The organism is Nesterenkonia sp. HG001 (assembly GCF_034438835.1).
Taxonomy (GTDB): domain Bacteria; phylum Actinomycetota; class Actinomycetes; order Actinomycetales; family Micrococcaceae; genus Nesterenkonia; species Nesterenkonia xinjiangensis.
The window spans coordinates 373,872-394,847 of the sequence record NZ_JAOSZD010000001.1 but is presented as its reverse complement, the minus strand read 5'-3'; the positions used below and the strand labels follow the sequence as shown (position 1 = coordinate 394,847).

Below are 20,976 nucleotides of genomic sequence, written 5' to 3'. Positions count from 1 at the left end.
CCATTGAAGCAGAATTTCGCAGGGCACAGACACCGAGCGAGCCTCAGACGTCATCTGAGCCCGCCCGGTGTCCTGACAGAGCGCTTCAGCAGTGCGGAGCGTCGTCCTCGCTCACTTCTGCTGCTCGTTGCCCTCCAGTGCCGAGTCCAGCTCGGCCAGGCCGGCCAGATCGGCCTCGGTGACACCAGTGCCCGACTCGCCGGCACCGGCCCCCAGCGCTGCCGGGGTGGAGGCCCCACCCTTGAGCGCGGCCAGCCGCGCCTCGATCTCGGTCTGCTCGCCGAGGTCCTCCAGGGACTCGAACTGCGCGTCCAGGCTGGAGGCGGCCAGCTCGTTCTGCCCGCGCACCCGAGCCTCCTCACGGCGGATCTTCTCCTCGAAGCGGCCCACCTCGGAGGTCGGGTCCATGACGTCGATGGACTTCACGGCGTCGTGCACCTGGGACTGCGCGTGGGCGGCGCGAGAGCGTGCCACCAGTTCGTCACGCTTGCTGATGAGCTGCTGACGCTTGGTCTTCATCTGCTCAAGCCCCTGCTTGAGCTTGTCGACGATCTCGCGCTGGGACTGGATCGTCGGCTCAGCCGACCGGGCGGAGCTCTCCGAGTCCATCTGCCGCTGGATGGCGACCTTGGCGAGGTTGTCGAACTTCTCGGCGTCGGTCGGGTCGTCGGCCGCCCGGAACTCGTCGGCCTTCCGCGAAGCGGCCAGAGCCTTCTGCCCCCAGGAGCGCGCGGTGTCGAGGTCCTCGCGGTAGTCGTCCTCCATCATCCGCAGGTTCCCGATGGTCTGGGCCACGGCCTCTTCAGCTTCGGCGATGTTGTTGGTGAAGTCCCGGACCATCTGGTCCAGCATCTTCTCGGGGTCTTCGGCCCGGTCCAGCATCGCGTTGACGTTCGCACGCATCAGCTGGGACATCCTGCCGAAGATGGACTGCTTGGACACGGTGATCACCTTTCCTGGAGTGTTTCAGATCAGTCTAGTCAGTGGGCACGCTAGGACACAGGGGGTATCGACGCACAACCGGCCCGGGCTCAGAGCCACCGACGTCGTCCGTGCCGCATGCCGTAGCGCATCATCCGCCGGCCGGCCCGGCCATGGCTGCGCTGCCGACCGTACCCGGTGCCGTATCCGCCCCCGTAGCCGCCGCCCCAGTGGCGCCCGGAGCCGCCGAAGCCACCGAAGCCTCCGGACCCGGCGAGGTTCTCCTCGGCCCGGTCCCGGTCGGCGATCTGGGCGGCCTGCACGGCCAGGGTCTTGGCCTGGGTGGCGAAGTCCAGGGCGCGGGCGGGCTGGGTCTCGGCGAAGGACTGGGCCTCGGAGAGGCAGCGCTCGGCCTCGGCCATACGGGTCCGGGCGGTGGTCCCCACTCGGTGGGCGCGGGAGCGGAGGAAGTCCTGGGAGGACTGCACCTGGTTCCGTGCGGTCAGCAGCTCGGTCTGCAGCATCTCGCGGGCGCGGCGGTCCTTGGCCTGCCGGTCGCGCACCGAGTTCAGCGGGGCGTCCAGCTCCCGGTGGGCCAGTTCCAGTCCCAGCAGCAGGTCCAGCGGGTCGTATCTGCCGTCGGAGTCCAGGGTGCGGCGCACTCTGGCGACGGCGGCCTCGGCGGCCGCGATGGGTCCGGCAAGCTCGGGTGCCTGGCCGGCGTCGCGGGTGGCTCGGGCCTGGGCGACGTCCTGCTCCGTCTGAGCGAGCCCGACGTCAAGGTTCTTCCGCGCGTCATGCAGCTGGGAGATGGTCTGCTCCGCAGAGTCCAGCAGCTCACCGGCCTGCCCGGCGCTCTGCTCCCCGGAGTGGATGGCCACCACGGCGTCCGATGTGCGCTGCTCCTCCGCGGCGGAGCGGGCGGCGTCCCGTTGGGTTCCGGCCTGGCTGATCAGCTCCTCGGTGCGGTGCAGATTCTTCTCCAGCCCGCGGAGCGGCTCACCCTCGTAGCGCGCCTGCAGCTCCGGCAGCTGGGCGCCGAGCTGCTGCAGACGCTGTCCCAGGCCTGTGAGGCGCTCGTCGAGCTGCTCCACCGCCGGGCCTGGGCTGCGTTCGAGATCGCGCAGTCCTTCGAATTCCTGGCGGTGCGCATCGAGCGAGGCGTCCAGCTCTTCGCAGTGGTCCATGATCTGCTTGACGATCGACCGTGCCTGAGCCTCCTCCGACGGAGGCTGCTGATCGAGCTGCTGCTGCAGACGGAAGGCGTCGCGCAGATGCCCCTTGGACTTCTCGATGTCCTCCCGGAAGACCGCGACGGCCTCGTCCCCGTAGGCGGCCTGGGCGAAGAGGATCTCCTGCTCGGAGGAACGCACCGCCTCGTCGGCGGCCACCAGCAGGGAGCCCGCCTGCTGACGGAGCTGATCGAAGGGCATGGAGTCCCGCGGATCGACGGGGGCGCTCTGGCCCTGCTGACCGCCCGGGCCCAGCCCGGGAGCGCCAGGGGCCGAGGAGAGCCGACGCGTCTGCTTCCTGCCTCCGGAGAGGTACATGGCCCCCAGGCCGATGAGTACGAGGACCCCCGCACCGATGATCAAGGGGCCCACGAAGATGGCCCCGACGGGCAGGGGCAGGGGCAGCGCAGCGGCTTCGAGCATGGGCTCAGTCTATGAGCACCCCGGTGAGGCGTCCACGAGGCCGAGCGGCCCTGTGGACTGCGGACCTCTGTGCTGAGCGGGTCATGCCGAACGCAGGAATCGCACAGGTGGCACCCAGCGAGTTATCGTCAAAGGCACAGGATGGACGAGCACAATGCATCGAGTGCGCCGCCGTGGCACTATGCGGAGGCCCGAGATCCCACGCTCGCCCGGCGGGCGGCGTCGTCAGGTTGAAGGTAGGTTTCTCATGACTACAGACCCTCAGGACCACGCTGAGTCCCAGGACCGTGAGCAGGCGTCGACGACGCCCGGCGGTCAGCAGGATCGAGCGGCGGACAGCGGGGAGCAGACCCAGCGGATCCCCGCCTCGCCCGCGGAGGAGACGCGTCCGATCGCCCAGGAGGACGACCCGGCGCAGGATCAGGACCCGGCGCAGGATGAGGGCGAAGCCGAAGAGCCTCGGGAGAGGGGCCTCGGTCAGCCGGCCCGGACGTCTGAGGACCCCACGCAGGGTACTCTGCAGCGGCCCGAGGATCAGCCCACCCAGGCGCTTCCCGCCTACGGCCGACAGCCCACCTCGGACCCTGCTGCCTCTGCGTCAGACGCCGATGCCTCCAGCGTCCCCGGTGCCTCAGCCGGCTCCGTGCCGACATCGGGTTCAGCCGCGCCTGCTCCCTCGGCGCCGTCCGCGCCTGCCCCCGGCACGGCAGCGCCCGCGGGCAGTCATGACCGTGCGGCACCAGGGCCGCATCCCGCTCCGCGCGGAGTTCAGCCCTATGCCGGGCAGCCCCATCACGGACAGTCCCTCCATGCCCAATTCCACCACGGACCGCCTCATGGCAGGCAGCCGCATCAGAACCCCCCGGCGCAGCCCTACGGACAGCCGGGCCAGGCCCGCTCGGGCTACGCCCACCCCGCCCCCTGGGCCACCGGCCAGACGCGTCTGCCCGCAGGTGGGCAGCCGGTCCACCCAGGTCAGCCCGGTCAGCCAGGTCAGCCCGGTCAGTCAAGCCACCCAGATCACCCGGGCCACCCTGGTGGGGCCGCGGAGGAGAAGCGTCGTCGTGGTGTCGGCGTCCCCCTGTTCCTCGTCGGGGTCCTGGCCGCGGGACTCATCGGCGGCGGTGTCGGTGCCGGCGCGGTCGGCCTGTTCGGCAGCGACCAGATCGACGTCGGCGGCTCCGGGATCGAGATCAACAATCCGGAGAGCGCCACTGCGGTGACCGCCGCAGCGGCGAAAGCCTCACCCTCCGTGGTGACCCTCTCCGTGGCAGGGTCCAACGCTGCCGGCTCAGGTTCCGGCATCATCCTCGACGACGAGGGCCACATCCTGACCAACACCCACGTGGTGACCCTCGGCGGCGCGACCGCCGAGGCCGAGATCCAGGTCAAGCTCTCCGACGGCTCCGTGCGCCAGGCGGAGGTGGTCGGCACCGACCCGCTCTCCGACCTCGCGGTGATCAGACTCGACGACGCCGAGGGGGTCCAGCCGGCCGAACTCGGCTCCTCCTCGGACCTCAACGTCGGGGACCGGGCGATCGCGATCGGCGCCCCGCTGGGCCTGGACGGCACTGTCACCGACGGGATCATCTCCACCCTGGAGCGCACCATCTCGGTGGCCTCTGCCGCGGTGGACGAGGAGTCCCCCGACGCACCTCAGCCCGAGGAAGGCGACCCGGGCGACGACGGCTTCGAGTTCTACTTCCCGGACCTGGAGAACTCCCCCTCGCAGGGCTCCATCCACATCAATGTCATCCAGACGGACGCCGCCATCAACCAGGGCAACTCAGGAGGTGCGCTGGTGGACGGCGAAGGCCGGGTCATCGGGGTCAATGTCGCGATCGCCTCCACCGGTGGCGGGATCTCCGAGGCTGAAGCGGGAAGCATCGGCGTCGGCTTCTCCATCCCCATCGACTACGCCCAGCGCGTGGCCGAGGATCTCATCGCTGACGGTGAGGTCTCCCACGGCCTGCTGGGTGTCACCGTCAACGCTGCAGGTGCGGGGGAGCAGCCGCTGGAGACCGGCGGCGGTTTCACCACCGGTGCCTACGTGGAGGAAGTGGTGGCGGACTCCCCGGCCGACGCGGCTGACTTGGAGCCCGGCGACATCATCACCCAGGTCGGGGATCGCCGCATCGAGGACAGCCTGACGTTGACCGCCACCGTGAGGGAGTACCGTGCAGGGGAGACCGTGACCGTCAGCTACCTGCGCGAAGGTCAGGAGTACGAGGCCGAGGTCACCCTCGGCGGGATGTGAGAGATCCGATGCCCCAGTCCCCGCAGAGCCCCGAGTGGCTCATCGACACCCTCGGGGCGCGCCGGGTCCTCGCCTTCGGGGCCCACCCCGACGACGTCGACTTCGGTGCGGCCGCCACGCTCGCGGCGCTGACCGAGCGGGGAGTCGAGGTGACCCTGTGCCTGCTCACCGCCGGCGACGCCGGAGGCTTCGAAGTGGGCCAGGACCGGGCCGAGATGGCGCGCCGGCGGCAGGCTGAGCAGGAGGCGGCAGCCGCCGTGCTCGGCATCAAGGAGGTCATCCTGCTCGACGAGCGGGACGGCTGGGTGGAGTCCACCCCGGACCTGATCCGCAGCATCGTGCGGGTGATGCGGCAGGTGCAGCCCGACGTCGTGATGTCCCCGCATCCGGAGCGGGCCTGGGACCGCCTGCAGAAGTCACACCCGGATCACCTGGCCTGCGGCGAGGCCGTGGTGCGGGCGAGCTATCCGGCGGTGGAGAACCCCTTCGCCTTCCCTGAGCTGGCGGAGCAGGAGGGGCTGGCGGCGTTCAAGGTCCGGCATCTGATGCTGATGGCGGCGCCCGAGGAACGGATCAATCTCCGGGTGGACGTGACCGACCACGTGGGGCAGAAGCTCGAGGCGCTGCGCAAGCACTTCAGCCAGCACCCAGATCCGGTCCGGATGGAGGAGTTCGTGCTCTCCCGACTGCGCCGGATCCATGCAGCCGGGACGGCCGAGGGCGCCCCGGAGGGCCATGCCGAGGACTTCCACTGGGTCGTGGTCAACGGCCCGGAGACGTTCGCGGGCTTCTGACCTGTCGGTTCAGCGCTCGACGAGGATCCCGTCCTCGTCGCTGTGCAGCCGCGCGCCAGGGCGGAACACCACTCCGCCGAACTCCACCGGCACGTCCTGGTCCCCGGTGCCCTCCTTGGAGGACTTCCGCGGGTTCGTGCCCAGCGCCTTGACCCCGAGGTCCAGCTGAGCGACGGCGACTCGGTCGCGGATCGCTCCGTTGATCACCACACCCGCCCAGCCGTGGGTCACCGCGGCCTCGGCGATCATGTCACCCATCAGGGCCGACTCCAGCGAGCCGTCCCCGTCGATGACCAGCACGGCCCCGTCACCGGGGGAGTTCAATGTGGCCTTGACCAGCCCGTTGTCCCGGAAGCAGCGGATCGTGCGCACCGGGCCCCGGAACCGAGCCCGGCCGCCCAGGTTCTGCATCTGCAGAGAGACCGACTGCAGGGACTCGTCGGCGTCGTAGAGGTCGCAGGTGGTGAACTCGACGGTCATCGTCGGCTCCTCCTCAGCTCGTCGGCGGGTGTCAGTCCTCGGGCTCGGTGACGTCCTCGTCCTCGGCGTCGTCCTCGGTCGGGGCGGAGCCACCGCCGCCGTACTGCGGCCCCTCCGTGAGGCGATCGCGCAGCGGCACCTCCACGATCACCTCTCCGGTGGGTCGCTCCTCACCGCGGACCTGCTCAGTGGTGACCAGCAGCTGGTCGTAGCCGGAGATGCTGCGCAGGGTGACCACCTCATCCTCGAGCTCGCCTGCGGTGAAGCTGCCCAGCGAGCTGGGCGGACGCTCGTCGGAGGGGAGCAGCCACACCTGGTAGGTGAGGCCGTCCAGAGCACCGACGTCCTCGAAGTCCACGTAGCCGACGTCCTCGGTCTCGGAGAACACCGCTCGAGCGGTGCCGCCCTCCTCCAGCTCCAGACCTTCGAGCTCGCGGGCGTCCTCGGCGCCGTCAGCGGCCGCGATGATGTCCTGACCGCCGGTGAACCGCCAGATCAGCACGATCGCCAGCAGCAGCACCACCACGAAGCCAGTCACCACCATCCAGCGCTTCATGATCGGCTCGCGCTTGGGGGCCTCCTCGGTGTGCGAGGAGAACTCCTCCACCATGCCCATGCCGACCTCCTGGTCGCCGAGGTCCAGCAGCACCTCTTCGAGCAGGTGCGCCGGGGGCACTACAGGGTGGGCGGTGAAGATCTCAGCCAGGGTGCGGCGGGCGGCCAACACACGGGTGTCCCACTGCTGGGCGGTGCGCTCATCGGCGTCGAGGACGAACTCGTCGAGCAGGGAGCGTTCGCGATCATCGAGCGCGTCCAGGGCGTAGACCTCGGCCAGCTCCACCAGCAGACCCTTCTGCAGGTCGGCCGAGACCTCCCGGGTGAAGTTGCGGTTGACCCCGGTGCCGCGCTCGAGGTCCCGGCGGGTCACGGCGGCGCGCAGGATCGGATCGAACTCTTCGTCGCGGGCGACGCGCTGGCTGTGCAGGCGGGTCATGCCGTCCCGGAGCCGGGACTTCACCGCGGGGATCGCCGCGCCGGCCGTCTGCGCGACCTGCTGGTGCGTCGCCCCCGCCAGGTAGCTGAGCGCCAGTGCCTGGGACTGGGAGTCGGAGAGCACCTCGAAGTCGCCCAGCACCTCTTCGGGCAGGCCCGCGACGCCGGGGCCGTCGGGCAGAGCCGTGAGACCGATGGGGGCGGCCGAGCCGTCGCGGAAACGCTCGACCATGATCCTGTGCGCCAAGGGCACCAGCCATTCGAGGACGAGCTCATACTCACTGGGACGGTAGCTGGCCTCGGCGTCGGCGTGCTCGTCGGTGAGCATCTCCGAGGCGGCCGTCTGCAGACGCAGGTCGCGCGCCCGGACGTCAGCCTGGTCCCACAGGTGGTGGTAGACGGCCACGGTGGAGGCATCGGCGCCGTCGGGATCCTCATGCATCAGCAGGGCGAGTCCATAGACGACGTCGGCGGTCGCCTCGTAGAACGCGGCGAAGGAGGCCTGGTCCCCGTGGGCGGTCGCGGTGAGCAGCTCGCCCAGGGTCGGGTCCTCGGACAGCACCGGCGTGGCGGTGCCCTCCTCCGTCTCCCCCCAGATGGGGTCCTCCGGCTGGTCCTGGGCGGCCTCGGGAGGCTGGACGGGATCGGGGGAGGAGGCGCGTTCGTCCGTGTCGATGGGCGTCCCGGACGCCCCCGACGCCTCCTGGTCCTCTGGGTGAGGTTGGTCGCCGTCACGGCGCGGGGAAGCTGTCTCCATATTTCGTGAGTCTAGCGACCTCAGCGGCCGGCTTCAGGGACCGACGCACACGTGCGGCGAGGCCACACAGATTCACCAGGCCCCGTCGAAGCCCCGCTGCCGCCAGGCCTCGTAGACGGCGATCGAGACGGAGTTGGCCAGGTTCAGGGAGCGTCGCGAGGGCAGCATCGGGATGCGCACCTTCGCGGTGATGCGCGGGTCGGACTTGACGGGGCCGTCCAGGCCGGTGGACTCCCGGCCGAAGAGGAGCACGTCCCCCGGACGGTAGCCGATCGCCGTGTGGGAGGTGTCACCGTCGCCGGTGAAGGCGAAGATCCGCTGCGGGGCGAGCGTGGCCCAGGCGGCCTCCAGGCTGGGGTGGACGGTCATCACCGCCAGATCGTGGTAGTCCAGACCGGCGCGCCGCAGCTTGGCGTCGCTGAAGTCGAAGCCCAGCGGTTCGGCCAGGTGCAGCTGCATCCCGGTCACGGCCGCCAGGCGGATCAGGTTGCCCGTGTTGCCGGGAATCTCGGGCTGGTCGACGAGCACTCTGATCGGATTGTCCACGGCGACCATCCTAAGCCCGTCGGGTCACTGTCCTGTCTGTCCGTCCTCCGGAGCGCCGCGGGGCCGAGCCCTCAGGAGCCCTCCTCAGGGGAGCTGAGCTGGTCCCGCAGGATCGCGAGCAGGTGACGGTCCACCACGTTGGCCTGGGAGGAGGCGGCCAGCTGGCCGACGATGCGCCTGGCCGCCCGTGCCACCGCCAGCGGAGGAGATCCGCCGCCGCGGGTGGTCTCGACCACCGGCGAGAGCAGCCCGCCGTCGGGGGAGTGGAGGATCACCTGGTGGTCCACGGTGAGCAGCACCTCGTGGCCCCGTTCATCGAGCAGCCGCTGCATCAGCGTCTCGCGCAGCTGCCGTGCCTGGGCGGCCAGGTCGGGCAGAGCGAGGCCGCGACCCGCGGCACGCAGCACCTGCCCGTCCCAGGAGGCGGCCGGCGTGGGGACCTCAAGGGAGAAGATAACGGTGAGCATGTCCCCGCAGACCAGCACATGCTCAGCACGGTCCCCGCTGTTCCCGCGGCGCCGTGCTGTCCGCTCCCGGCGGTGCCCGCCGGCCTGAGGCTCCAGCAGGACGTCGTTGAACAGCCGAGCGGCGGGGAGCTCGTCGAGGACGTGACGTTGCAGCACCTCGATGGTGCGCGCGTGGCGGCGCTGGATCCGGCCCCGCGAGAAGAGGCCCTGGGAACGGAACTCACCGTGGACCCGCTGGCTGGTCAGCGAGAGGGACAACGGCCGGGAGTCGGAGAGATCGGGGCGGTACTCCGGGGGCAGGTGAGCGTTGCCCGACGCGCTGCGCTGGGCGCCGCGCTCGTACCCGCCGCGGGATCGTGCGGCGGGTGCCGCCCAGGTGCGGGCGGGGCCGTAGCGGACCGCGTCGACGTCGTCGGGACCGACACTGTGCGCGGCCCGGCCGTCTGTGCGGGTGCTGTCATAGGCGGCGCGGGCGGCTTCGGAGCGAAGCACCTCCCAGGCGGCCTGGACACGATGGAACTCCTCGGCCGATCCGCCGCGGTCCGGGTGGGAGTCACGGGCCTGCCTCCGGTAGGCGGACCGGATGGTCTTCAGGTCCGCCTCCGGGGACACGCCCAGCACGGCGTACAGGTCGGCGCCGGACGCTCCGGGGGCAGAGGATCGATTGCTCATCGCTCATTCACGATAGCGCCTCAGCGAGGCCGACTGCCCACGCAGGTCGGCGATCAGCCGACCGCGGACACGGCGGACGGCCGTGCACACCGGCTCGCCGTCCCCGGGCACCTCGTAGAATCGGGACACGATGACGACGCCCTCCCGGTACTTCGACCACGCCGCCACCACCCCGGTCCGCGAGACCGCTGTGCGTGTGCTCACCGAGAAGATGCCCCAGCTGGCCAATCCCTCCTCGCTGCACGGGGCAGGTCGCCGCGCCCGGCTGGAGGTGGACTCCGCCCGTGCCCGGCTGGCCGCCTCGCTCGGTGCGGACCCCAGCGAGGTCATCTTCACCTCCGGCGGGACCGAATCCGACAACCTCGCGCTCAAGGGCCTGTACTGGAGTCGCCGGGCCCAGGATCCTCGACGTCGTCGGGTGCTGCTGACCGGGATCGAGCACCCCGCGGTGCTGGACACCGCCGAGTGGCTGGAGGCCCACGAGGGCGCGGAGCTGGTGATCCTCCCGGTGGACGACGAGGGGGTGCTGGAGTTCGACGCCGCCGTGCACCAGCTCCAGGACCTGCAGGCCGAAGAGGCCGAATCCGTGGCGCTGGCGTCGCTGATGTGGGCCAACAGCGAGACCGGTGCCGTCCAGCCGGTGGCCGCTCTCGCCCGAGCCTGTGCCGAGTTCGGGATCCCGCTGCACACCGATGCCGTGCAGGCCTTCGGCGGAGAGCCCGTCGGCGCGGAGCCGGTGGACTTTGCGGCATCGGGTGCGGCGACCCTGGCGGTCAGCGCCCACAAGATCGGCGGGCCGGTGGGGCTCGGAGCACTCCTGGTGCGGCGCGATGTGCCCCTGACGCCGGTGCTGCACGGTGGTGGCCAGGAGCGTGACATCCGCTCCGGCACCCTGGATGCCCCCGGCATCTGCGCCTTCGCCGCCGTCGCCGAAGAGGTCGTCGCGCATCGGGGTCACGAGTCTGCCCGGCTGGCCGCACTGCGCGACCGGCTGCTGGCGGTTGTGGTCGATGTCGAGGGCGTGACCTTGCGGGGACCTGATCCACGCACGGCCGGGCACCGGCGTCTGCCGAACAACCTGCACATCACCGTGGACGGGGCCGAGGGCGACTCCCTGCTGTTCATGCTGGACATGGCCGGCTTCGACACCTCCACCGGTTCCGCCTGCACCGCGGGGGTGCCCCGACCCTCACGGGTGCTGCTGGCGATGGGGCTGGACGAGGACTCCGCCCGCGGCGCCCAGCGCTTCACCCTGGGTCACACGACCACCGACGAGGACGTCGACGCGCTCGCCGAGGCGCTTCCCGGCATCATCGCTCGAGCGCGGGCGGCAGGCATGGCGGCTGGCCGGCGCTGAGCACGTCCCGAGTGACCTCCGCGTGCTCGAGATGCTGGCTGATCTCCTCGAAGACGTGCAGCAGCACCCCGTGGCAGCTGCCGGTCCAGAGATGCTCACGTCCCGGCGGAACTGCGGCCGGGGCGGCAGCAGGGTCCGTGAGGGCGACGTCGTGGAGGAACCCCCGCCGGGTGTGCGCTGCGATCTCCAACACCTCGTCCACCGGCATCTGCGCCGAAAACTCCGTCTCCCGGTCTCGGGGGACAGGCACGTCCAGGTTCACCGTGGAGGACCAGCGGCGCAGCATCCCGCAGACGTGGGTCAGCAGCTGCACCGCAGAGTTCGTCCCGATCCCTGCTGGGACCAGTCCGGCAAGGTCCCGATTGGCGGTGGCATCATCCAGGGAGCCCACCAGGTCCACCAGCGCATCGAACTTCTCCAGGATGAACAGCACAAGCACCTCGGAGTGCTCGGGAGGGCCTGCGGGTGCGCCCGCGTCGTCGTGTGCCATGGGCGGTCTCCTCTCTGCGGGGTAGGCCTCAGCCCTGCATCGTCTCGGTCAGCGCATCGGCGGCGTCGCGGACTCGGGAGATCAGCCGCAGCGCGTCGACCTCGCTGGCCTGCGCCAGCTGCTCGCGGATGCCGCTGACCAGGGGAGTCAGAGTCATCGCAGCCAGTCCGGCGGCTGGCATCCCCAGCGCCTGCCAGGGGTCGGTGATCCGCCGGACGAGATCGCTGACCTGGGGCAGCGTCTGCGCCGAGCCTGGGAGGGAGCCCAGCAGACCGGCCAGGAACCGGGTCTCCTGCTCGGCCAGCTCGGCGATGCGCTCCCAATCGCCGGGCTGCAGGGCAGGCACGGGGAGGCCGAAGCCGTCCACCTGGGAGCTCGACGGCGACCGGTGGTCCTCCACATGCTCGAGCAGCGGCGCCTCGCCCAGGTCCAGGAGGACCTCGTCGGCGCCCCCGGCGCGCAGTGCCTCGACGACGACCCCCAGCATCCGCCGCGAGTCGTCCCGTGGCAGGGCGCGGATCGTCCGGTAGCCGCTCACGGTGGGCACGGCCCCGGCCCGCACCCGGGCGTGGTCGGGTTCGTGGAGGACCACGCGCAGTGCCGCGGGTGTGCAGGCTCGGCGCACGTGCTCGAGGTGGCCCTGCACCCCGGTGGCCAGAGACTCGGCCAGGTCGCGGCGGGCCCCGTGGTCCACCAGCAGCTTCTCCCCACCGGGCAGGGCCAGCTGGGAGGCCAGGCTCACCGGCCCCAGCAGGTGCAGCATGAGCTCGGAGGGCCCGTGATCGGTGCCGGCCTCGGCCCGGGCGCCGCGCACGTCGGCCAGGGTGTCGACGTCGGCACGGAGCAGCTGGACGGCGCGGCGGTGGTCAGCCCCGGGTCGGCCCACCAGGCGCCACCCATAGGAGACCAGTTCGGCCGGCAGCTCGGCCAGCAGGGCGAGCGTCCGGCCCAGCAGCTCGGCGTGGAGCCCACGGCTGGGCAGCTCGGTCAGGGCCGGGAGGTGGCCGCTGAGCTCAGTCTCCAGGTGTTGCGCGGAGCGGAGCGCGTCAGTGCCTGGCATGACACCGCCGGCCGCGGCGAGCACAGCGTCGGCAGGGGCGCGGAGACTCATCGGGGCTCGGCGGAGTCGGAGGGGTGGGAGTACTCCGAGCGGGTGTCGGCCTCGGGTGCAGAGACTGTCTCCGAGGCGGAGATCGCCTGGTGGTGGCGGATGACCTCGTCGATGATGAAGTTGAGGAACTTCTCGGCGAACTCCGGGTCGAGCTGGGCGTCCTCGGCCAGGCGCTTCAGCCGGGCGATCTGGTTGCGCTCGCGGGCCGGGTCGGCCGGGGGCAGCTGATGCCGGGCCTTCAGCACACCCACCCGCTGGGTTGCCTTGAATCGCTCAGCGAGCAGATACACCAGCGTGGCGTCGATATTGTCGATGCTGGCGCGCATCGCCAGCAGCTCCTCCAGGACCTCGGGGTCCACGTGATGTGCGGCGTCTCCGGCGCGCTGATCAGGGCTCGAACTCATGGCCCCAGCTTACGTGGGCCGAGTGGCCACGACTGACCGCATCTCGCCGGTGACACGCCGTCAGCGGGCACCAGATGCCGTGATCCATGGCCGCTCGATGCGCCGGGAGGCGAGCACCGTTCAGGCTGTGCTGTCAGCCGGCCGGTAGTTCTTCGACCGGGCGGTGTCGATCGTGGCCTGTCCGAGCACCCGGGTGCCCTGGTACATCACCGCGGTCTGGCCGGGGGCGACGCCGCGCAGCGCCTCCTGAAGTTCGACCATCAGGCGCGGGGCGTCCCCCTCGTCGTCGGCGATCCGCGCTCGGGCGGGCACGGGGTCCGCGTGGGCACGGATCTGGAGGTCCACGGGGAACCATGCTCCGGTCTCGGCCTCGGGCACGGGAGGGCCCGCCCAGGAGAGCCGGACCCCGGTGAGTCGGTCGATCTCCAGCAGCTCCCTGGGCCCGGCGACCACAGTGTTCTCCTTGGGACGGATCTCCAGCACGAACCGGGGCTTGCCGTCCGGTGCGGGACGGCCCAGCTTCAGGCCACGCCGCTGGCCGACGGTATAGGCCTGGGAGCCCTCATGGGCGCCGATCTGCTCGCCGTCGGGGTCGAGGATGGGGCCCTCCCGCAGCTCGATCTGTTCGGCCAGCCAGCCGCGGGTGTCGCCGTCGGGGATGAAGCAGATGTCGTGGGAGTCGGGCTTCTTCGCCACCGAGAGCCCGCGCTCGGCGGCTTCGGCGCGCACGAGGTCCTTCGAGGGGGTCTCGCCCAGCGGGAAGAGACAGTGTGCCAGCTGCTGCTCGTCGAGCACCCCCAGCACATAGGACTGGTCCTTGGTCCAGGTGGCCGCACGATGCAGCTCGCGGGTGCCGTCCTCGCCCTCGACGATCTTCGCGTAGTGGCCGGTGGCCACCGCGTCGAAGCCCAGCGCGATCGCCTTGTCCAGCAGCGCCTCGAACTTGATCTTCTCGTTGCAGCGCATGCAGGGGTTCGGGGTCCGCCCGGCGGCGTACTCGGCGATGAAGTCATCGACGACGTCGGCCTTGAAACGGGCGGAGAAGTCCCACACGTAGTAGGGGATGCCGAGCACCTCGCAGGCCCGCCAGGCATCCGAGGAGTCCTCGATGGTGCAGCAGCCGCGGGAACCAGTGCGCAGAGTCCCTGGCATGCGGGACAGCGCCAGGTGCACGCCGACCACCTCGTGGCCGGCGTCGACGGCGCGGGCGGCCGCCACGGCCGAGTCCACGCCTCCGGACATCGCTGCGAGTACCTTCATGACGCCTACCAGGGTCTCACAGCCGCGCCGCGGACACCCAGCCGACGGCTGGCGCGAGGACCAGGGGAGGACCGTCACCGGCCCCAGGTCGGGGGCCCGGCGCAGAGGGCTCGGCGGACGGCGTTCCCCGAGATCACAGTCGGCCGGTCGCCTTGAGCCGGATGTAGGTGTCTGCCAGCAGCGGCGGCAGCTCGTGCGGCGTCGCGTCCACGACTTCCACTCCCATGGCGGTGAGCTGGGCCTTCTTGGCCTCCCGTTCGATGATCTCCCGCTCGGCGGCCGCGGCCCGGTACACCTCGGTGGCGGTCTCGCGCTCGCCGGTGCGGCGGTCCAGATCTGGATCACGCACAGCGGCCAGCAGCACCAGGTGCTTGGCGGTCAGGGCAGGCAGCACGGGCAGCAGACCTTCCTCCAGAGAACCGGATTCCAGGGAGGTCAGCACCACCACCAGGGAGCGCTGGGAACTGATCGCCGCCACGTGGGAAGGCAGCTGGGAGAAGTCGGCCTCCACCAGCTCCGGGTCCATCGTGGCCATCGCGTTGACCATCTTGTGGAGGAAATCACCTGACGAGGAGGATCGTGCCCGCGCCACGATGCCCCGGTCGAAGCCGATGAAGTCCACCCGGTCGCCGGCTCCGGCGGCGAGCACACCCAGCAGCAGCGAGGCCTCCATCCCGGTGTCCAGGCGAGGCTCGTCCTCGATCCGGGCCGCCGAGGTGCGGGAGGAGTCGAGGCAGAGGATGACCCGGCGGTCCCGTTCCGGACGCCAGGTGCGCACCACCAGATTGTGTCCGGCCCCAGTGCGGCGGCGGGCGGTGGCGCGCCAGTCGATCGAGCGGACGTCGTCACCGCGGACGTAGTCACGCAGCGAGTCGAACTCGGTGCCGGCGCCGCGGATCTGTACCGCGGTCTGCCCGTCCAGCTCGCGGAGCCGCTGCAGCTTCGAGGGCAGGTGCCTCCGCGAGCGGAACGGCGGCAGCACACGCTGCAGGTGGCGGGACCGGTGCACGACCTGGCGGCCGGCCAGCCCCATCGGCCCCAGGGAACGGACCGCCGCAGTGGCGCTGACCAGGTCTCCTCGGCGGCGGGGCCGCAGCGGGACGCTGATGCGCTGCCGTCCGCCCGGGGGGATGGCGATCGGCTGTATCGGCCGCTGGGAACCGGCTGACGGCTGCCAGCCGTCCTTGATCGAGCCCCGCAACCGACGACGCCCCTGATGGTGCAGCACCGAGACCGCCGTCGTCGACTGGCCCAGGCGCACGGCTTCTCCGGGGACACGCTCCACGCGGACCTGACGCGGCGATCCGGCCAGCAGCATGTCTGTGGCCACGAGCCCCACCAGCAGAGCCAGGCAGACCCACAGGGTCGCCGCCACCGGAAGTGCGACGACCACGACGCTCAGCGCGAGCGCCAGGTAGAGCAGCCGGCGGGTCAGCACCATGGACGTGTCCTCAGTTCAGCTGGTTCGGGCAGGGTCGGGGGTTCAGGTCGGTGGGCAGGTCAGCCGAGCAGGTCAGCGGGGCACGGGCACAGTGGCGAGGATGCCCTGCAGCACGTCGTCCACGCTGACACCGTCCATGGAGGCCTCGGGCCGCAGGGCGACACGGTGCCGCAGGCAGGGCAGGGCGAGGGACTTGACGTCGTCGGGTGTGACGAAGTCGCGCCCGGAGAGCCAGGCCCAGGCCTTCGCGGAGTTCATCAGCGCGGTGGCGCCTCGTGGCGAGACCCCGAGCTGGAAGCTGGGGGACTGGCGGGTGGCCCGCGCGATGTCCACGATGTAGGCGATGACCTCAGGGGCCAGCGCGACCGACCAGACGGCCTGTCGGGCGGCCTTGATGTCGGCCTCGGAGGCGACCGGGCGGACTCCCGCCGCCGCCAGGTCCGAGGGGTTGAAGCCGGCGGCGTGTCGGCGGATCACCTCGATCTCCTCGCCGCGCTGGGGCAGGTCCAGGGTGATCTTCAGCAGGAACCGGTCCAGCTGCGCCTCCGGCAGCGGGTAGGTGCCTTCGTACTCCACCGGGTTCTGGGTGGCGGCCACCAGGAAGGGATCGGGCAGCGGGCGCCCGATGCCGTCGACCGAGACCTGGCGCTCCTCCATGGCCTCGAGCAGGGAGGCCTGGGTCTTCGGCGGGGTCCGGTTGATCTCGTCGGCGAGCATCAGATTTGTGAACACCGGGCCTTCGCGGAAGGCGAAGTCCCCGGTGGTGGAGTCGTAGACCAACGAGCCGGTGACGTCGCCCGGCATGAGGTCCGGGGTGAACTGCACCCGGGCTGTGCCCAGGGACAGCGATGCCGACATGGCGCGGACCAGCAGGGTCTTCGCCACTCCCGGCACACCTTCGAGGAGCACGTGACCGCGCACCAGCAGTCCGATGAGCACACCGGTGACCGCCCCGTCCTGACCGACGACGGCCTTGGAGACTTCATGCCGGACCTGGTGGAAGCGGTCGCGAAGCGTGTCCGGCGCACCCGAGGGGGACGCGCCGGCCGTCGAGGCGGGTCGTGGCTGGGCCTCGCCCGTCTGCGGGGGGCGGGCTGCCTGCTGTGTCTGAGCCGGCGCCGCCGGCTGCTGCTGATGGGTCTGGTCGGGCTGTTGTGCTGTCACAGTGTCTCTTCCCTCGGCGTCTCGTCCTGTGTGGAGCTGTCCCACGTCTTCTCGTCCTGTGGCCCGCGTGAGGCCGTCGCGCCCGGGCCACGGCGCGGGCCATGGCCAAGCCGGATCCGGATCTCGTCCTCCAGAGCGGCCAGCCCCTGGGCGTATCTCACCATCTGAGAGTTCCCGCTGATCGCTGAGGCATCGACGGCGTGGGCGATCTCTGCGGGCGGCCGGCCGGTCTGTGCGGCGACCGCGGCGATCACGTGCTGCTCCGGGGTGCCCGGGCCCAGACGCAGCAACCGGGTCAGGCGGAGCAGGTGAGCGGAGCGCAGCGTCCTGGCGGCCTCCGACGCAGCGTCGGCCTGCTGGTAGAGCCTTCCGCGACCTTCTGCGGATTCGGAGGCCGGCACCTCCACGGGAAGCGGCTCGATCACCACCGGACCGTGCCGGCGACCGGCCACCAGCATCAGCAGCAGCGTGCAGATCAGCAGCCACCAGGTGAGCCGGTCCACCCAGTCAGGCATGAAGTCCCACGGTGAGGCCCACTCGTCGGAGGCGAGCGAGTCCATGCCAGAGGGGGTGTACCAGATGAGATCCTGCTGCTGGCCGAACAGGCCCAGCGCCAGGGCGGCGTTGCCCTCGGAGGTGATGTGGCGGTTGGTGAACGCCTCCGGGGCGCCGAAGACGAGGCCGCCGCCGGTCTCCGCCAACGCGTGCGCCGAGTCTCCCTCCTCGGAGTCGTGGACGAAGCAGCCGGTGCCGCCGGTGAACAGCTGCCCGGGGGCGCGGATGGCCTCAGCGCGCTCAGCCGGCGCCACGGAGCAGGCCTCTCCGGTCTCCAGGAGCTCGGGGAGCTCGGTGGTGCTGGAGGCCGGGATGGCGCCTGCGGGGCGCAGCTCCTCGAAGGCGCTCAGCCGCGTCGACGCTGTCGGGGAGATCCAGACGATCTCGCGCGTGGACTCGGCCAGCTCCTCCACCAGTCGCGGGCTCGCCTCGGGGCCCTGCTCGAGGACGACGACGGCGGCGTCGGGCAGCTGCTCCAGGTGCTCGCGGGCGATCTCTGCCGTGGGGGCGTGGTGGATGTCCACTCCCTCATCCTGCAGCACCGCGGCGACGGCCGCGTAGCCGTCCAGGTCTGTGTTGCTGAGTCCGTAGCGCTCCTGGTCCTCGACGGTGAGCAGCTGGACGACGACGGCGAACAGCACGCCCAGCACGACCAGCAGCAGCCAGAACTGCCACCGTCGCAGGGTTGTGCGCAAAGCGGATGAAAAGTTCTGCACGGTGGCGCCGCCGCTCGAGCGGGCGGGGCTCTGGGCGGTCATCGGGGCGCCACCACCTGGGGCAGGGCAGCAGCGGCGTCGTCCTGAGGCTGCGCGGCGGTCAGCAGGGCATCAAGCTCGGCGATGTCGTCGCAGTCCTGCAGAGTCAGTGAACGTCCGCCATAGCGGGAGAGGTTGAACAGGTCGGCGGCCATCCCGATGCGCCGCGCGTGGACCGGGAAGGAACGGCCGAGCTCCATGGCCGCCTCGGAGGCAGTGCGGCCCGTCATCTCGGTGAGGATGTCGCGCTCCTCGGCGGCACGCACCACGGCGCGGAAGACATCCCGGTAGGACTCGTCCACCCGTCCGGCCCGCCGGTGGGCCTCGGCACGGGTGCGCAGCTCCTCGCTGCTGATGCCGACCTCGGTGTCCAGCGGGTCATCGGCGCCTGCGGCGCGCTGCAGCCGGGGCCGGACGAGCACGATGGCCAGGACGATCGCGGCGGTCAGCAGCACCAGGATGATCAACGGCCCGTAGGGGATGTCGATGCCCCCGATGGTGCCGAGACGCTCGTCGAGCCAGCGCAGAACGTCTTCGATGGCCTGACGGATCGGTCCTGTCAGCTCTCGCTGGTACGCGGGGTCGGCCAGCTCGCGCTCGAGCAGGTCCTGAGCCTCGTCACGGCTGGGAGACAGCGGTGTGGAGGCCAGGGGCGCGACGGCGTGCGGCGCCAGCAGGGTCGACGGGTCCAGGGGCATGTGGCGGCGTCACCTCGGCTGGCCGAAGTCGGGCCCCGACCCGGGCCCATCGGGGCGCGGAGGGTGCCCGGGACGGGACGGATCCTGCGGGGACTGGCCGTAAGGGTTCTGACCGTAGGGGTTCTGACCATGGGGCGCCTGGCCGTAGGGGTTCTGGCCGTAGGGCGCCTGCCCGTACGGTCTCTGCCCGGCGGTCGGCTGGTGGCCGCCCCAGTGATCACCACCGGCCGGGGGACCGTGCCACTGCGGGGCCGCCGCCGTCGGCTGGCCCAGGTGCTGCACGGAAGCGGGGATGACCGTACCGTCGTCGACCGCGCCCTCGGCGACTGTCAGCAGCGCGACATCGAGGCTCTCCTGATGGATGCGGCAGTTGAGGTACATCACCGTCACCAGCGCGCCGACTAGGCCGAGGAACACGGCGCTGACGGCCGAGTCGAAGAAGCTGGCCAGGGTGAACAGCACCATCGACATCGTCGTGCCGCCGTCAGGGGACGCCATCGCCATCTCCCCGCCGATCACCGAGATGATGCCGATCGGCATGGAGGCGATCATGACCATCACGAACGTCATGAGGTAGATCAGCGCCACCGTGCCGATGTTGATCCACCAGCGCCCGCGGTTCAGCCGCCAGGAGCGGGCCATCGCGGCGAACGGGCCGCGATCCTCGACCAGCAGCACGATCGGGGCGTACATCAGCCCGGCGGTGATCCAGGCGCCGAGCAGCAGCGCTCCCGGCAGCACCAGGATGAGCCCGATGCCGAACGTGGCCACCGCGAGCAGCAGGACGAGGACGAACACAGCGGCGCCCAGGACCATCACCAGGATGCTGAGCAGGAGCAGGTGCAGCACCAGCCAGCCGATGCGGCCGGAGCGCAGCCGCAGCGTCTGGGTGAAGCTGGTGCGGTAGCCGTAGGCGGCGCGCAGGGTGGGGAGGGCGACGAGCGAGTACGCCACGGCGAGCACGAAGTACTGCACGACCGAGACGACGATGAGCCCCAGCCAGAAGGCCAGGCTGGTGAACACGCTGTACAGGAGCTCCTCGTCCTCAAAGGCCATCGGGTCATACATCAGGCGCAGGATGTTGCCCGAGGGGGTCATCGTGAACACCAGCATCGACAGCAGGAAGCTGACCATCCCGGCCACGAAGGGCACCCCGATCACGGCCTTCGGCGCGTGCCGGAGCATCGAGAACCCGCCGCCGAGCACCTCGCCGAGAGTCATGCGTCGGATCGGGAACACGCGGCCCGGGTAGGCAGGCGTCGACTCCTCGGTGCTCCACCCCGTCGTCATGGTTCCCCTCCTGATCACAAGTCCTGACGTCGTGCAGGCTTTCACCCTATAGCCCGTGTCCTGTGGCTGACACCCCTGTGACGCGCTGACCAGCCGGTCTGCGGCACCTTGTCATATATCCTGGCGGGATGGACCGGGCACGTGCAGGGCGAGAGGAACAGGAGAGCTGATGAAAGCCAGGATTCTGGTCGTCGATGACGATGAGGCGCTGGCCGAGATGATCGGCATCGTGCTGCGCAATGACGGCTTCGAACCCACCTTCTGCGCCACCGGAGAACGGGCGCTCGAGGAGTTCCGCAGCACCAAGCCCGACGTCGTCCTGCTCGACCTCATGCTTCCGGGCAAGGACGGCATCGAGGTGTGCCGGGAGATCCGTGACGAGGCCGACACCCCGATCATCATGCTCACCGCGAAGTCGGACACCGCCGACGTGGTGCGCGGCCTGGAGGCCGGTGCAGACGACTACGTGCCCAAGCCCTTCAAACCGGCCGAGCTGGTGGCCCGCGTCCGTGCACGGCTGCGGCCGGCAGAGACGCATCCCCGGCCGGAGTCCGAGCAGCTCACCATCGGTGACCTGACCATCGACGTCGCCGGCCACGAGGTCCGTCGCGGCGAGACGAGGATCTCCCTGACTCCGCTGGAGTTCGACCTGCTCACCGCGCTGGCGAAGAAGCCCTGGCAGGTGTGGAACCGGGAGATGCTGCTCGAAGAGGTCTGGGGCTACCGCCATCAGGCGGACACGCGGCTGGTCAACGTCCACGTGCAACGCCTGCGGTCGAAGATCGAGAAGGACCCGGAGCACCCCGAGATCGTCCAGACGGTCCGCGGCGTGGGGTACAAGGCTGGCGGCGGACAGGGGTAGACCATCACCGAGGATGAAGGCCGCGCCTCCGCCTCCCGAGCGATCGC

General features: G+C 70.8%; 19 protein-coding genes. 4 read left to right on the top strand and 15 right to left on the bottom strand.

What is annotated here, in order from left to right; all coding sequences use genetic code 11:
- Positions 1 to 111: 111 nt before the first annotated feature.
- Together ODE13_RS01760 and ODE13_RS01755 are read right to left on the bottom strand one after the other, a co-directional pair.
- Positions 112 to 942 carry a PspA/IM30 family protein gene (locus tag ODE13_RS01760; protein ID WP_322477719.1) on the bottom strand — a complete coding sequence of 277 codons (831 nt, stop codon included), beginning with the start codon at positions 940 to 942 and terminating at the stop codon, positions 112 to 114.
- Between the two features lie 89 nt (positions 943 to 1,031).
- Positions 1,032 to 2,576, bottom strand: coding sequence for a hypothetical protein (locus tag ODE13_RS01755; protein WP_322477718.1), 1,545 nt, complete (start codon positions 2,574 to 2,576; stop codon positions 1,032 to 1,034).
- Positions 2,577 to 2,823: 247 nt separating this feature from the next.
- Here ODE13_RS01755 and ODE13_RS01750 point away from each other — a divergent pair, with 247 nt between their 5' ends.
- Together ODE13_RS01750 and ODE13_RS01745 are read left to right on the top strand one after the other, a co-directional pair.
- Positions 2,824 to 4,833 (top strand): trypsin-like peptidase domain-containing protein, encoded by a 2,010-nt coding sequence (locus ODE13_RS01750; RefSeq protein WP_322477717.1) that lies wholly within the window; start codon positions 2,824 to 2,826, stop codon positions 4,831 to 4,833.
- A gap of 8 nt (positions 4,834 to 4,841) precedes the next feature.
- Positions 4,842 to 5,627, top strand: coding sequence for a PIG-L deacetylase family protein (locus ODE13_RS01745; protein ID WP_322477716.1), 786 nt, complete (start codon positions 4,842 to 4,844; stop codon positions 5,625 to 5,627).
- 9 nt (positions 5,628 to 5,636) lie between these two features.
- Here ODE13_RS01745 and rraA read toward each other — a convergent pair whose 3' ends face one another.
- From rraA to ODE13_RS01725, 4 genes are all read right to left on the bottom strand, one after another.
- The gene (rraA, locus tag ODE13_RS01740) at positions 5,637 to 6,107 is read right to left on the bottom strand and encodes a ribonuclease E activity regulator RraA (RefSeq protein ID WP_322477715.1); all 471 of its coding nucleotides are present in this window, start codon (positions 6,105 to 6,107) and stop codon (positions 5,637 to 5,639) included.
- Between the two features lie 31 nt (positions 6,108 to 6,138).
- Positions 6,139 to 7,857: an anti-sigma factor domain-containing protein gene (locus ODE13_RS01735; protein WP_322477714.1), complete on the bottom strand. Its 1,719-nt coding sequence runs from the start codon at positions 7,855 to 7,857 to the stop codon at positions 6,139 to 6,141.
- Positions 7,858 to 7,929: 72 nt separating this feature from the next.
- Entirely contained in the window at positions 7,930 to 8,403 is a 474-nt protein-coding gene (locus ODE13_RS01730; RefSeq protein ID WP_322477713.1) for a tRNA (cytidine(34)-2'-O)-methyltransferase, read from the bottom strand.
- Between the two features lie 71 nt (positions 8,404 to 8,474).
- On the bottom strand, positions 8,475 to 9,542 hold the full coding sequence (locus ODE13_RS01725; protein WP_322477712.1) for a J domain-containing protein: 1,068 nt from the start codon (positions 9,540 to 9,542) through the stop codon (positions 8,475 to 8,477).
- 130 nt (positions 9,543 to 9,672) lie between these two features.
- Here ODE13_RS01725 and ODE13_RS01720 point away from each other — a divergent pair, with 130 nt between their 5' ends.
- Positions 9,673 to 10,899 (top strand): cysteine desulfurase family protein, encoded by a 1,227-nt coding sequence (locus ODE13_RS01720; RefSeq protein WP_322477711.1) that lies wholly within the window; start codon positions 9,673 to 9,675, stop codon positions 10,897 to 10,899.
- Here the strand turns inward: ODE13_RS01720 and ODE13_RS01715 are convergent.
- The 9 genes from ODE13_RS01715 to ODE13_RS01675 form a co-directional block, all read right to left on the bottom strand.
- On the bottom strand, positions 10,853 to 11,389 hold the full coding sequence (locus ODE13_RS01715) for a DUF664 domain-containing protein (RefSeq protein WP_322477710.1): 537 nt from the start codon (positions 11,387 to 11,389) through the stop codon (positions 10,853 to 10,855). The genes ODE13_RS01720 and ODE13_RS01715 overlap by 47 nt on opposite strands.
- A gap of 28 nt (positions 11,390 to 11,417) precedes the next feature.
- Positions 11,418 to 12,449: a hypothetical protein gene (locus ODE13_RS01710; RefSeq protein ID WP_322477709.1), complete on the bottom strand. Its 1,032-nt coding sequence runs from the start codon at positions 12,447 to 12,449 to the stop codon at positions 11,418 to 11,420.
- Positions 12,450 to 12,496: 47 nt separating this feature from the next.
- On the bottom strand, positions 12,497 to 12,904 hold the full coding sequence (locus ODE13_RS01705) for a chorismate mutase (RefSeq protein WP_179542233.1): 408 nt from the start codon (positions 12,902 to 12,904) through the stop codon (positions 12,497 to 12,499).
- Between the two features lie 120 nt (positions 12,905 to 13,024).
- Positions 13,025 to 14,164, bottom strand: a complete 1,140-nt coding sequence (gene mnmA / locus ODE13_RS01700; RefSeq protein ID WP_322477708.1) for a tRNA 2-thiouridine(34) synthase MnmA — start codon at positions 14,162 to 14,164, stop codon at positions 13,025 to 13,027.
- Between the two features lie 133 nt (positions 14,165 to 14,297).
- On the bottom strand, positions 14,298 to 15,605 hold the full coding sequence (locus ODE13_RS01695) for a DUF58 domain-containing protein (protein WP_322477707.1): 1,308 nt from the start codon (positions 15,603 to 15,605) through the stop codon (positions 14,298 to 14,300).
- A 72-nt stretch (positions 15,606 to 15,677) separates the two neighbouring features.
- On the bottom strand, positions 15,678 to 16,769 hold the full coding sequence (locus tag ODE13_RS01690) for a MoxR family ATPase (RefSeq protein ID WP_322477706.1): 1,092 nt from the start codon (positions 16,767 to 16,769) through the stop codon (positions 15,678 to 15,680).
- Positions 16,766 to 18,082: a DUF4350 domain-containing protein gene (locus ODE13_RS01685; RefSeq protein WP_322477705.1), complete on the bottom strand. Its 1,317-nt coding sequence runs from the start codon at positions 18,080 to 18,082 to the stop codon at positions 16,766 to 16,768. The genes ODE13_RS01690 and ODE13_RS01685 overlap by 4 nt, the downstream gene beginning before the upstream one ends.
- Entirely contained in the window at positions 18,079 to 18,777 is a 699-nt protein-coding gene (locus ODE13_RS01680; RefSeq protein WP_322477704.1) for a DUF4129 domain-containing protein, read from the bottom strand. Before ODE13_RS01680 ends, ODE13_RS01685 begins: the two co-directional genes overlap by 4 nt.
- A gap of 9 nt (positions 18,778 to 18,786) precedes the next feature.
- A complete protein-coding gene (locus tag ODE13_RS01675) occupies positions 18,787 to 20,067 on the bottom strand; it encodes a hypothetical protein (protein ID WP_322477703.1) in 1,281 nt (426 codons plus the stop codon).
- Positions 20,068 to 20,236: 169 nt separating this feature from the next.
- On the opposite strand from ODE13_RS01675, the gene mtrA reads away from it, so the two are divergent.
- A complete protein-coding gene (gene mtrA / locus ODE13_RS01670) occupies positions 20,237 to 20,929 on the top strand; it encodes an MtrAB system response regulator MtrA (protein ID WP_179542241.1) in 693 nt (230 codons plus the stop codon).
- The last annotated feature ends 47 nt before the right edge of the window (positions 20,930 to 20,976 follow it).